This window comes from Flavobacterium sp. NPDC079362 (assembly GCF_050267765.1).
Lineage (GTDB): Bacteria > Bacteroidota > Bacteroidia > Flavobacteriales > Flavobacteriaceae > Flavobacterium > Flavobacterium azizsancarii.
The window spans coordinates 112,911-125,379 of the sequence record NZ_JBNNFM010000002.1 but is presented as its reverse complement, the minus strand read 5'-3'; the positions used below and the strand labels follow the sequence as shown (position 1 = coordinate 125,379).

Below are 12,469 nucleotides of genomic sequence, written 5' to 3'. Positions count from 1 at the left end.
GCGTTAATTAGTTGTATAAAAATGTTTATGTATATTAGCAAATCGGGCTCTTTAAAAAATTCGACACTTATGAAATTTTTCAAATCTTATTTCTCTATATTAGGCCTGCTCCTATTAACAGGATGCGTAGGAAACATGAATCCTACAGGCGGAAATTCTTCGCCAAATTACCCTTATTTTATTACTGCAGAACCATTGGAAGTAAAAAAGATAATGGTCCCAAAGGGAACAAAACTAGTTTACGAAGAGCAATTCTTCAAAGAAGGAAAACAAGATAAAATGTTAAGCGAGGAAAAACTAATTACTATAGAGTTTCCCACTGGCCAACCCATAATTTGGGGCGGTGTTCCTGTAACTTCGATCAACAAATTTTTTAATTCAGAAATGCGTGGATTTACAGTTTATGCGGATTTTGAAAAATTAAGTGCCGATAAAAAAACTAAATTTTCGCAGCTATGGCAAAGTTGCAGTAATGATTTAGGAATTACAGTCAAGAATATTGGAGATTGGTCTTTTAATACCGAAAACATTTCTGATGTTGACGACTGTAGTGTGCTTTATCAACGCTATTTTAAGAACAATAAAAGACAACAGGATTTTTTGGATGAAATTTATTCTGAACTGCTAAAAGTTGGTTCAAAATAAAATATAGTATCTTCTTTTGTTTCTCTGGTGAAATTGAAATCAGTAATAATTTAATGATATTCGTTTAGTAATGACAGGAAACTGATTATGTAAATATTTCCAGAATCAAAAATCAAAAAAAACAATGAGAAAAATAATTCTTCCAATTTTTTATATTTTATTGCTAATATCCTGCAGGGAAAATGAGCATCAGAAAGAAAAAACTACAATATCTGCGACTTCTAAAATTAATTTAGCAAAGGAAAGCGCCAATAGTGAGAAAAAAAATATAAATCATTTATTTGTTGCCAATGGCGGTTCTGTTTTATACATGAAAAATGGAGAAAGGAGATCTCAGGCCAGATTTGATACAGATGGTAACTTTGTAGAGGAATTGCTGAAAGTTGCACGTGAGGATGGCAAATACAAAGATTATGACAATTATTTAATGGAAGAAAAGGACAGTCTTAATTTTTTTGAAGACTTTGGAAGAATTAAATCCGATTGGCTAATTTTGAAAGGAAACGAAATAACAAATAAGCAGCAAGTAGTTTCTTTTACAAGTCCAAAAAATAAAAATTCGCAAGATGTCAGGACTGTAGAATCAACTCAGTTAATTCTATTTAATCCCGAAATTAAACATTTTAATGATGAAAATTCTGTTGAAGCTGAATCCTATTTTACAGCAATGGACGATTGGGCATATTACTCAAACGAATTGAGGGAGTTTTTTAAGAAAAAAGGTGTAAAGTCTTCTTATAATGAAAAGAGATATTTAGAATTTAAAATCGAAAATAATAAGACAATACTAATTGATACAAAAAGTAAAATAAACAATTATACTCCAAATGCTTTATTATATAAAAAAGGAAAAACACCCATTATCTTGCATTTGATAGCGAGTGATAATGATCCTGATGAAATTCAAAGCTATCTGAAATAATAAAAACTATCCAATAAACCATAAAACACAACAATTATGAAAAACAAAATTTATTTTATAACACTCCTATTCGTCGGCATTTTATTATTTTCCTGCTCATCCGATGACAATATGGATCATCAGAATGATTTTGAAAAGAGTCAAAAAGCCTGGCTTGATTTTAAAGAATCCTCAAATAATTCGTATAAATATGTTGTGTACGGAGGATCTGTATTTACCGCATATGGTTGGGAAACAACACTAACAATATCAAGCGGAAAAATAATTCAACGAGATTTTAAATACACCGGTAAAACGGAAAATATTCCTGAAAATAAATTATCATGGACAGAAAATGAGAAAGAAATAAATAGTCATGAACTTTCAGCTGCTGCAAGTCCTTTAACGTTAGATGAAATTTACGAAAAAGCTAAAACACAATGGCTGGTTAAAAGGAAAAATGCAAACACTTATTTTGAATCAGAAAACAACGGTTTAATTTCTAAATGCGGATATGTAGAAAACGGTTGCATGGATGATTGTTTTGCAGGAATTTCAATTAAAAACATTGTAGCTTTAAAATAAAACTTTACCCAGAAAATAAAAGGCTCCTTAAGAAATTAAGGAGCCTTTTTTGTGATCTTTAAAAATCTGCGTACAAACCATTCTTAAAGGCTTTAGACAAACATTCTCTAAAAAATTACTCTTTTTTCTTTTTCTTTATTATTTTATTGGCCACTGTGTAAAGTGCTATTAATACTAGAAAATGTATTAAATAAGATTTAGATTCTCCTTTTCCGTTTACTACAGAAAAAACTCGATTCCATCTTACTTTGTTTATACCGCTTCCGTCCTTGTCCCAGCTAAACCAGATAAAAACTGGTTTTCCTATAACATGATCAAAAGGAACATACCCCCAAAATCTTGCGTCTAATGAGTTTTGGCGATTATCACCCATCATCCAGTAGTAATCTTGTTTAAAAGTATAAGTGGTACTGGTTTTTCCGTTTATTGCAATGTCATTTCCATGAACTTTTAAATCATTGTGTTCATATTCTTGGATAATTCGCTTATAAAAAGGAAGTGTTTTTACATCTAATTTTATAGTTGCTCCTTTTTTAGGAATATAAATAGGTCCAAAATTATCTATATTCCAGCCTAAAGAAGGAATATTAGGAAATACACCTCCGTCTTTTCCTTTTGGTTCCAAATATTTTTTTACACCTTTTACTACTGGATTGTTTGCTAATGCAGCGGCCTCCTTATCTGTTAATGTCAAATAATACTGTCCCTCATTTGTAAGTGCAAAATTTCCGTTTTCGTACTTCATACCTTCTCTGGCTCCATATCTGTGCACAAGAGCATCCTGACTAATAGTTGCTCCTTGAGTATCTATAATAAAATTATATTGGGTCTCTGCACTTTCCGGTAATTGTGGTATTTTGCCATTGATATAAACGTTTCCTTCACGGATTTCTAAAGAATCGCCGGGTATTCCGACACATCGTTTTACTAAATTTGTTTTTTTATCAATTGGCTTGTAATAATTTCTATCCGGATGAAAGTTATCCATATCACGCAAAGTATCCGCAGGCTGATTAAAAACTACAATTTCATTACGTTTAATCTTTTCTATTGCAGGAAATCTAAAATAAGGCAATTGAAATTTGTTTAATAAAGACGTTTCTTTTTTTGTCGCATCATCACTAAATAGATATGATTTTACACCCGTTAGAGGGATTGAGTCGTGTACCATAGGCAATGCAACTGAAGTCATTGGAGTTCTTGCTCCAAAATTAATTTTGCTTACAAACAAAAAATCACCAATTAGCAATGTTTTTTCCATTGAGGAAGACGGAATCGTAAAGGGCTGTACAACATAAGTATGCACCAATGTAGCCACGATTATAGCAAATAAAAGAGAACTTATAGTATCTTCGGTTTTAGTACCTGGTTTTAAATCTCTATTCTCAATATAGGTCAGTTTGTCACTGGTATAGTTTAAAAAAGTAATATAAAATCCTAATGTCAGCAAGACTAACGCAGTATCTAATCTTGAATTTTTACCAAAACTTCTAATGGTTTCGATCCATACGACAGGAATTACCAAAAGATTAATAATGGGAATAAAAAGCAACACAACCCACCAACGCGGACGATTTATGATTTTCATTAAAATGATTAAATTATAAATGGGTATAAAGGATTCAACAGGCCTTCTCCCCGCTTTTAAATAAAGTTTCCATGTAGATAATCCATGAACAAGCTGCAGGATTAAAATAAAAACGAGCCATTCTGATACATTCATAATTTTTTTGATTTTTATAAGTTGCTTTTATCTGTAACCATTCTATAAGTAGTCTTTTAACTAAATTGTTACACATCGTCTAAGTTAAAAATCAGTTAAGACTTCTGATCTTTTGATTTTTGTTAAAAAGACGTGTCTTTTATACGATCTGTAAAAGATTTAAACAAGATAACTTCTGGTCTATTTGATGCTATTCTCAATAAAAATCAACTAATTATAGTGTATATATTTCTTATATTCGCTTTGAATAAAAACCATTCAGGAAATAGAAAGCAAATAAGACTTTTCCAGATGCAACACTAATGAACTTGGGCATTTGAGAAAGTTTTGTAATTATTATTTGCAAGATAGATGGAAATAAAACAATCAACATAAATGGAAATATTAATAATAACCGGACCGCCTTATTCAGGAAAAGGAACGCAGTGCAATGTATTAAAAGAACTTCTTGATTTTGAACATATTTCTACAGGAGACAGATGCAGGGAAGAAAAACATAATAAGACCGAAATAGGAAAGATAATATCTGAATACGAAGAAAAAGGAGATTTAGTTCCTGACGCTATAATAAAAGATCTTTTTGATAAGATATTGGAGGAAAACAAAACAAAACCTGGAATAATTTTAGACGGTTATCCCAGAACCAAACCTCAGGTAGACGATTTAATTGGGCTGGTGAATTCAAAAAATATGAAAATTGGAAAAGTTCTAAATATCGATGTTCCAAAATCTGAATTATTGGTCAGAGCTAAAAAAAGAGCCGAAACGTCTGATCGCAAAGATGACAAAGACCCTCAAATTCATATAAAGAGAATTGAGATTTTTGAAGAATCCACAAGACCCGCAATTGAATATATGAAATCAAAAATGAAAGTACTTACTTTTGATGGCCTTGGAACGATTGAAGAAATTACGGAAAGAATCAAAGCGAGTTTGTAATAGCTATTATTTACAATAAATACATTTTTTTTTTGAGAGACAAACGAAAACAAAAAAGCAGAGAAAAAACATCTTTAAAGAACAAGGAGAAAAAAACAGAACGATTACATTATCGCCTTTTAATATTTGCTATGATTTTTTGTATAGTAAATTTAACTTTTATTGAAAATAAAACTATTGGGCACGATCCCAGGTATCAAATTTATGTTTTTTGGTTGCCAACAATTATCGGAATACTATTTTTTGGAATTTATAGAAGAAAATTTTTAATTAGAAAATACCAAAGCTTTAAAGAAGTATACCTTAAAATATATGTGATTGGATTTTATTTGTTACAAGGGATTTTAGTTTCGTATTTAAGTTTTGGTCAAATCGCAGGTATAGTCTGGAATTATATAAATAAAAAGGAAGCAGAAAAAAATCCGACTGAAATAGTAATTTGCAATGTTAAAGGATTTTACACTAAAAAAAATCCAGATATAAGTTTTACTTTTAAAGATAAAATCGAAGTTTTTTCGATTACTTCTGAAATGAACCGCGAAAATTATAATCGTAATCCGAAAGATTTTGCATTAGAAGTAATAGTACAAGAAGGAATCTGGAATTACTATATTGTTAAACATTGGAGTTTAAAGAGGATCAATTAACGATCTGTTACAGTTCGATTTTTGCCATATTATATAATAATAATAAATCAATGTTTACATACATTATAATAGTTTGTAAAAAACAATTATAAAAAAAAAGCTGTCAGGTTTAGACAGCTTTTTTTTCTTATCGAATTAGTTTCACAAATGCATTATAAACATCATCCTTAATAGAGGTTCGCAAATAAACTTCATTTTCATCCTTTGTCTTAAATTCAAATTGAATTAAAGCAGCGTCAGAATAATAAAACAAGGATTCATCCTCTGCAAATTCAAGATTTGAAATAGGTTTCGTTGTTAGTTTTACTTCAAATGCAATTTCACCATTTGCTAAATCTATTTGAAAAAGTTTCGCTTTATGCGTATATCCCCAAATGTTGTCGCTTTCTTCAATGATATAGACGATATTATCACCTTTAAAGTCGGTTTTCCAGATCTGAGTTCCTGTTTTTGAATCCAAAGCATATATCGAAGAGGTCTCTGCTCCTTGTGCTGCAAAATATATTTTTTTGTCTTTACAGAAGATACGTTCCTTGATGCTGTATTGATTTTCATCTAACTTAAATTGCCATAAAACATCAAGTTTATTAGGGCTTAAAGCAAAAAGTGTATTCTTATCATTTGCTACAAATATATTTTCGCCATCTGTTACAGGTTTTCCGGACATATTTTCCTCAAACGTTTTTTGATTAAGGAGTTTTCCTGTATTTGCTTCAAAACTATAGAGATTCTTCGCAGTCTGGGCAAAAACTTTGTTATCAAAAAAGAGAACCGGAATGTCATTTTGTGAAGAATCCAGCTTGTAGTTCCATATTAAACTTCCGTTTTTTATGTCAAGAGCGTAAATGTTATTATTTGGACTTTGTGTAGTTATATATAGTTTTCCATCATTTATAAAAGGAACTTGATTTTTTAATATAATTTGATCTGTAATATTGCCTAACCTTGATTTCCAGAAAAGTTTACCGGTCTGGTTATCAATTGCGAAGATTTCACCATTAATAAAAGGAACGTACAAAACTCCGTCTTGCAATGTTATTTGATTGGCGCACATCTCAGTATTAGAGTCTGATGCTTTTACAGTCCAGTTAAGTGATTCAGAATCCATATTAAATGAAAAAAGAGAACCGTCGTAATCATAAACCAGGATCGAATTTTTATCTAATGGAACTTTTTTAAGCGGATTTACAGATGTATTAAAAACCATATCATCAAGCGTTAAAATCTGATTATTTGAATAATTAGTTTTACTAGATTTTGAGATGGTTGGCATTTGCGCAAACATATTTATGACAGTAAACAGGAATAAAAAAGTTATTAGTTTATTTTTCATTTTAAGATTTGGGTTTGATAAAATATCTAAATCAAATATAGTAAAAAATTAAAACTAAATTTTAAAAGAAAATACGCTACATAAAACACATGTTAAGACATTGGAAAGTTTAATCGAATTACCATTTTTTATCGTATTTTCGTTTCCTTTAAAATGCTCTTTTTCTTATTTTGTAAGCGTATAAAAGCTTTAGAATATTGCTGTAATTTTGAAAAATCACAAAGTGTTCAATCAAATAACAGAAAAAAAATAAAACTTAAGCAATTAGAATTTGCTTGTTTATTTAAAACAAATATAACTATCAAATGAAATTTAAGTCGGCTCTCATTTTATTCATTTTAATTGTCAATGTTTCATGTATGAACGAAAGTGATTATTATAATAGAGGAATAGAAAAAAGTAAATTGGGAGATCATCAGGGAGCAATATCAGACTTTTCAAAAGCAATAGCGTTAGACAAAACTTTTGCGGAAGCTTATCGAAGAAGAGGAAGTGAAAAAGCCTATGTAGCAGATTATAGTGAAGCTATAGAAGATTATTCTAAAGCGATCGAACTTAATCCTGAAAACTCTTCTTCTTATTATGGCAGAGGATTAGTAAAAATTGATTTAGCGAATTATCAAGGTGCTATACAGGATTTTACAAAAGATATAAAACTGCATCCTACTTCCTGGCCTGCCTATACCGATAGAGCTTTGGCTAAATATTATTTAAAAAATTATCAAGGTGCAATCGATGATTGTACAAAAGCAATAGAAATACACCAGTATATGGCGGCAGAAGCTTATTACAACAGAGCACTTGCTAAATTGAAACTAGGAGATAAAACCGGGGCTTGTTTTGACTTGAAAAAAGCTGACGAGCATAATTTAATAGACGGACAAAGATGTCGCGATACATTAGAAAAATATTGTAAATAGCTTAAGTTATACTATAAAACTCCTTAGTTTCTTAAGGCGTTTTTTAAATTAGTTTCACAAATGTATTATAAACATCATCCTTAATAGAGGTTCGCAAATAAACTTCATTTCATCCTTTGTCTTAAATTTAAATTAAAGCAGCGTCAGAATAATAGAACAAGGATTCATCCTCTGCAAATTCAAGATTTGAAATAGGTTTTGTTGTTGGTTTTACTTCAAATGCAATTTCAACCTTTTTACTAATTAGATATGAAATTTATTAAGAATTTTAATAAAAAGAATGATCCCAAATGATTTCTACTTACCTTAAAAAAGGTTACTGTTTTGTAGTAAAAATATTTCTTATATTCGCTTCGAAAAAACTCAAATACTATTTAAAAATCAGTAAAGAAAGTGATGCATCTACCACTTTTACGTTAATTATTACTGATTTATGCTACATTCTATAAAAATGCATTTAAAAATTTTAATTATGAAGTCAAACTTTGTTATTACAACACTTTTTATTGTTTTTTCTAATTTTCTCTTCGCACAAAGTAATTTCTCAGACAATCCCTTAGATGCAGTTTTTGAAACAAAAGATTCGAAAATTTTTTGGGAAGCATTTGACAAAATGCAGAAATCAGGACAAAATCCATTTATTGAATATATGCAAAAAGGCTCTCCGGGTGTTAAGGGATTTACTGAAAACAGAATAATCAATGCAGACTCTCTTTTTGCTGTTGTGAAGAAAAGAAAATCAGACTATGAGCTTTCAAGAAATGTTCTTGACGGTATATCTTCCAAAGAAAAAAGAATAAGGGCTATTTATAGCGCATTAAAATATTGGTATCCGGATGCAAAATTTCCTCCTGTTTACTTTGTTTATGGCAGATTTAACTCGGGAGGCACTACTTCTCCCGATGGAATTATTATTGGAATCGAAATGCTTAAAAATCTCGATGGAGTTTCAGGTTTAATTGCGCACGAACTCATCCATTATCAACAAAATATAAAAGGTCAGGATATGCTCTTGAAGTGGTGTTTGCTTGAAGGAGGTGCAGACTTTATTGGCGAACTTATTTCTGGAGAATCTATAAATCAGTTTTCATATAAATACGGACAGCAAAACCTGGATAAATTAGCTCAGGAATTTGTAATGAGATTAAAAAATGTTGATTACCAAGATTGGCTATATGGAACCTCTAAGAAAGATGATCGGCCAAATGATCTAGGATATTGGATGGGCTATAAAATAACCGAATCTTATTTTAACAAACAGAAAGATAAGCAAAAAGCAATTGAAGAAATATTAAATATAAAAGATCCATTGCTGTTTTTAAAACAAAGCGGTTTTTTAGATGCGTATATTGAAAAGTACCAAAAATCAAAAAAAAAAAGTTATGATGATTTTTTCTTGAAAAACTAAAGGTTAGCTTATTTCGCGACGTTAAACAAAGCAAAACTTGAGTTAGAACAATTTTACCTTAATTAATATTCAAATGAAAATCAAAAGAAACACAAACATATGAAATTATCATATCAAATACTTTTAACGACCAATCCAATGGGATTTGCAATCATTGCCCGCAACAATAGGACATAAAAAAACTCCTTAATTTCTTAAGGAGTTTCTTGGTGGGCGATGAGGGGTTCGAACCCCCGACCCCCTCGGTGTAAACGAGGTGCTCTGAACCAGCTGAGCTAATCGCCCTATTTTACTAGGCTGCTATCGTTATGTGATTGCGAGTGCAAATATACAGCTAGATTTTGTATTTGCAAGCCTTTTTTGAAAAAAAATAAAACATTTTTATATAGTATTATTTATCAGTCTTATATGCGAATTCAAAATGCTTTTGTAATTTTCGTAAGAAATGTAAAATCTAAAACAACAAACTAAAGCATGAAAAACGCCTTAATTTCTTAAGGAGTTTCTTGGTGGAACGTTAGGGATAGTAATCAAACACTTAACTCCAATTTTTGATTTTTTTTCAAAAAATATAATCAAATTTTTGGTAAATTTGCCTTTGTGCTTGTTCTAATATTTTCTTTCAAAAGAAATACCATTAAATCGATATACACCACTTGGACTTGCTCCTCCAAACCACAATTCTCCTTGTTTGGTTTTATATATAGTCCAAATATGTTTACTCTTGACCCCATCCTTTTTAGTGTAATTTTTTACGGATTTGCCATCATATCTCCACACACCAGATTCTAAAGTCCCAAACCAGATGTTTCCCAATTTATCCTCTCCAATAGAAAAGACTCTTTCAAGAGAATTTCCCTTACTGTCTTCCTTTTTTAGTTTTTGTTGCTCTGTAAAATTGATTGCTTTTATTCCTTCATATTTCAAGACGCCAATTCCATTATTCCCAATCCAAAGATTCCCTTTGCTATCCTCCATGATACTACGAATATGTAAATGTCCTGTTTCGTCATTTAATCCCAAAGAAGCATCGTTTATTATTTTAAAATTAGAACCATTATAGCCAATCACAGCACCGAAAGTCCCAAACCAAAGCATTCCATTTTTACTTTTGACAAAAGTTGTTGAAATTGAATAATGATTCTCCTGCCCTGACTTTGTTTTAACTGGCAATGCGCGATACGAAAGCTTTTTTCCGTCATACTGATAAACACCTGGATTTCCTTCCTGTTTGTTGTAAGACTCTATTTCATTACCTTTAAACCAAAGGTCACTGTCATTTAATTTCCACTTGTTTTTTGAATTATAATCTTTTTCTTTAAAAATAGTCATTTGGCCCCCATCATAAGTACTTAATCCTTTGCCACATTCAAACTAGACAATGCCATTCCTGTCTTCATAAATATTTCTGACCTGATTATGACTTAATCCATTTTCTGTCGTGAAATATTGGAGGTTTCCATTTTGAAGTAAACACACTCCTTCGTTGTAACTGCCAAACCAAATATTTCCTTTGCTATCTTCTAAAATTGAACGAATTCCTGTAGTGTATTTCAATCTTATGGTGTTGTTCTTATTCTCAACAGGTTGATTACTTTTTTTAGTTTGATTAGTACAAGAGATTGTTGCAAAAATCAGAAATATGCAGCAAAGGTTAAATATATATTGACTATCTAATTTTAGTTTCATCTTAATGTTTTATTCGTGGCTCACAATTTGTACATACCGTTTCAGAACGATATCTTACTATTATGTTCATAAGGCAATTTACTATAAAGTTTCAAAAATGCCTCTGCAGAATCATTTAATGCTAAAAAAAAGCATTTACATCAAAATTCAGATGTTTCAGTAATATAGAATACCTTTTTGGACTAACTAATATTTACGCTTAATTTTTAATGCTCCACAGGTTTTCGTGTTGATCTACTTATGCTTAATTTTTAGGATGAAGCGCAAAGCTTGGGGAGGAAATGTCAAAATAAAATAAGAACTTTGTAATCTAAGAATTTTATATGACCCCTATAGAACTTTTGAAGTTTATGCTTCCTGATTTTTTAGTAGAACATTTTGAAGTAGTTTCATCTACTAATAGCGAAGAAATATTACACCTCTATTTTGAAGAGCATGCTAAACCTCCAGAAGAGTTTAGTGATCTTCAATTAGTCTCAAAGGGTTTTCAAGATGAGATTACCATACAGGACTTTCCTCTGAGGGGTAAGTTCGTGTATTTACATATCAAAAGACGTCGCTGGACTAATAAAAATACAGGTGAGATCGTTAAAAGAGATTGGAATTTAGTAGCTAAAGGAACCCGCATGACTCAAGAGTTTGCGGCTTTTTTAAAAGAAATTAATAGATAAAACTGCTATTGACTGTCGTACCATTGGAGGTTTCTTTGGAGTCAATGGGAAAAAATTACAAAGACAATACAAAAAATTTTTAAGCTCCTTTAGTACGTGGGCTCCACGTGAACATGCACATGAGTGGATTATTTATCCTGAAAATATAGGTACTCACTTGTCAATTGATGAAGTAGCCTTGTCTCAGGGTGAGCTTTTTACTATTGTAACCAATAAGGAAGCTAGAGGTAAAAAAGGATGCCTAGTTGCTATTATTGAAGGGACAAAGGCAGATCAGGTCATTGAACATATTTGTAAAATTAATTACAAAAAAAGAAGTTGGGTTCAAGAAATAACACTTGACATGGCTAATTCCATGAAATTGATTTCCAAAAAATGTTTTCCAAAAGCGGTACAGGTTACCGATAGATTTCATGTTCAAAAATTAGCTCTAGAAGCATTACAGGAGATTAGAATAAAATATCGTTGGGAAGCTATGGATACTGAGAATCGATTGATATTACAAGCGAAAAGAGAAAACAAAACTTATCTGCCAGATCTTTTATCTAATGGAGACTCTGTAAAACAGTTGCTCGCCAGAAGTAGATATGTTCTTTATAAATCCCGCGATAAATGGACCGAAAGACAAAACGAACGAGCCCAATTGTTATTTGGCTTATATCCAGATATTAAAAAAGCATACAGTTTAACCCAACAACTACGAGGTATTTACAACAATAAACACATTGCGATGACCAAACTGGCACATTGGTACAGGAATGTAGAGGAGTCAGGGTTTAAAAATTTTAATATTCTTTTAAATACCATAACGGTTAATTACCAGTCAATCTTAAACTATTTTGACAATAGAAGTACAAATGCTTCAGCAGAATCTTTTAATGCCAAAGTAAAAGCATTTAGAAGTCAATTTAGAGGAGTACGAAAAGTAGATTTTTTCTTATTCAGATTATCCAATCTTTTTGCGTAATCCCCAACTTTTGCGTTTGATCCAATTTTTACGGATCAATC

13 protein-coding genes and 1 tRNA gene are annotated in these 12,469 nt (G+C 31.0%); 9 read left to right on the top strand and 5 right to left on the bottom strand.

The features are described from left to right. Window positions 1–69: 69 nt before the first annotated feature. The 3 genes from ACQKCJ_RS02750 (at window position 70) to ACQKCJ_RS02740 (ending at window position 2,131) form a co-directional block, all read left to right on the top strand. Window positions 70–645 (top strand): hypothetical protein, encoded by a 576-nt coding sequence (locus tag ACQKCJ_RS02750; RefSeq protein ID WP_427401298.1) that lies wholly within the window; start codon window positions 70–72, stop codon window positions 643–645. 124 nt (window positions 646–769) lie between these two features. Beyond that, the gene (locus ACQKCJ_RS02745; RefSeq protein WP_427401297.1) at window positions 770–1,567 is read left to right on the top strand and encodes a hypothetical protein; all 798 of its coding nucleotides are present in this window, start codon (window positions 770–772) and stop codon (window positions 1,565–1,567) included. A gap of 36 nt (window positions 1,568–1,603) precedes the next feature. Then, window positions 1,604–2,131 (top strand): hypothetical protein, encoded by a 528-nt coding sequence (locus ACQKCJ_RS02740; protein ID WP_271334838.1) that lies wholly within the window; start codon window positions 1,604–1,606, stop codon window positions 2,129–2,131. A 115-nt stretch (window positions 2,132–2,246) separates the two neighbouring features. Here ACQKCJ_RS02740 and lepB read toward each other — a convergent pair whose 3' ends face one another. After that, a complete protein-coding gene (gene lepB, locus ACQKCJ_RS02735; RefSeq protein ID WP_271334837.1) occupies window positions 2,247–3,854 on the bottom strand; it encodes a signal peptidase I in 1,608 nt (535 codons plus the stop codon). A gap of 375 nt (window positions 3,855–4,229) precedes the next feature. On the opposite strand from lepB, the gene ACQKCJ_RS02730 reads away from it, so the two are divergent. Together ACQKCJ_RS02730 and ACQKCJ_RS02725 are read left to right on the top strand one after the other, a co-directional pair. Further along, window positions 4,230–4,793: an adenylate kinase family protein gene (locus ACQKCJ_RS02730; RefSeq protein WP_271334836.1), complete on the top strand. Its 564-nt coding sequence runs from the start codon at window positions 4,230–4,232 to the stop codon at window positions 4,791–4,793. 215 nt (window positions 4,794–5,008) lie between these two features. After that, window positions 5,009–5,440: a hypothetical protein gene (locus tag ACQKCJ_RS02725; RefSeq protein ID WP_427401296.1), complete on the top strand. Its 432-nt coding sequence runs from the start codon at window positions 5,009–5,011 to the stop codon at window positions 5,438–5,440. Window positions 5,441–5,567: 127 nt separating this feature from the next. On the opposite strand, the gene ACQKCJ_RS02720 is transcribed toward ACQKCJ_RS02725, so the two are convergent. Next, the gene (locus ACQKCJ_RS02720; RefSeq protein ID WP_427401295.1) at window positions 5,568–6,773 is read right to left on the bottom strand and encodes a PQQ-binding-like beta-propeller repeat protein; all 1,206 of its coding nucleotides are present in this window, start codon (window positions 6,771–6,773) and stop codon (window positions 5,568–5,570) included. A gap of 305 nt (window positions 6,774–7,078) precedes the next feature. On the opposite strand from ACQKCJ_RS02720, the gene ACQKCJ_RS02715 reads away from it, so the two are divergent. Both ACQKCJ_RS02715 and ACQKCJ_RS02710 read left to right on the top strand, forming a co-directional pair. Beyond that, the gene (locus ACQKCJ_RS02715) at window positions 7,079–7,693 is read left to right on the top strand and encodes a tetratricopeptide repeat protein (protein ID WP_271334833.1); all 615 of its coding nucleotides are present in this window, start codon (window positions 7,079–7,081) and stop codon (window positions 7,691–7,693) included. Between the two features lie 472 nt (window positions 7,694–8,165). After that, the gene (locus ACQKCJ_RS02710) at window positions 8,166–9,101 is read left to right on the top strand and encodes a DUF2268 domain-containing putative Zn-dependent protease (protein WP_271334832.1); all 936 of its coding nucleotides are present in this window, start codon (window positions 8,166–8,168) and stop codon (window positions 9,099–9,101) included. A gap of 207 nt (window positions 9,102–9,308) precedes the next feature. Here ACQKCJ_RS02710 and ACQKCJ_RS02705 read toward each other — a convergent pair. The 3 genes from ACQKCJ_RS02705 to ACQKCJ_RS02695 form a co-directional block, all read right to left on the bottom strand. Continuing rightward, window positions 9,309–9,386 (bottom strand) — tRNA-Val (locus tag ACQKCJ_RS02705). 324 nt (window positions 9,387–9,710) lie between these two features. Beyond that, window positions 9,711–10,433, bottom strand: a complete 723-nt coding sequence (locus ACQKCJ_RS02700; RefSeq protein ID WP_271334831.1) for a two-component regulator propeller domain-containing protein — start codon at window positions 10,431–10,433, stop codon at window positions 9,711–9,713. 42 nt (window positions 10,434–10,475) lie between these two features. Beyond that, entirely contained in the window at window positions 10,476–10,790 is a 315-nt protein-coding gene (locus tag ACQKCJ_RS02695) for a two-component regulator propeller domain-containing protein (RefSeq protein WP_427401294.1), read from the bottom strand. Between the two features lie 323 nt (window positions 10,791–11,113). Here ACQKCJ_RS02695 and ACQKCJ_RS02690 point away from each other — a divergent pair, with 323 nt between their 5' ends. Continuing rightward, the gene (locus ACQKCJ_RS02690) at window positions 11,114–11,461 is read left to right on the top strand and encodes an ISAon1 family transposase N-terminal region protein (RefSeq protein ID WP_427401293.1); all 348 of its coding nucleotides are present in this window, start codon (window positions 11,114–11,116) and stop codon (window positions 11,459–11,461) included. Beyond that, window positions 11,454–12,428 (top strand): ISAon1 family transposase, encoded by a 975-nt coding sequence (locus ACQKCJ_RS02685; RefSeq protein ID WP_427401426.1) that lies wholly within the window; start codon window positions 11,454–11,456, stop codon window positions 12,426–12,428. The genes ACQKCJ_RS02690 and ACQKCJ_RS02685 overlap by 8 nt, the downstream gene beginning before the upstream one ends. Window positions 12,429–12,469 lie beyond the last annotated feature (41 nt).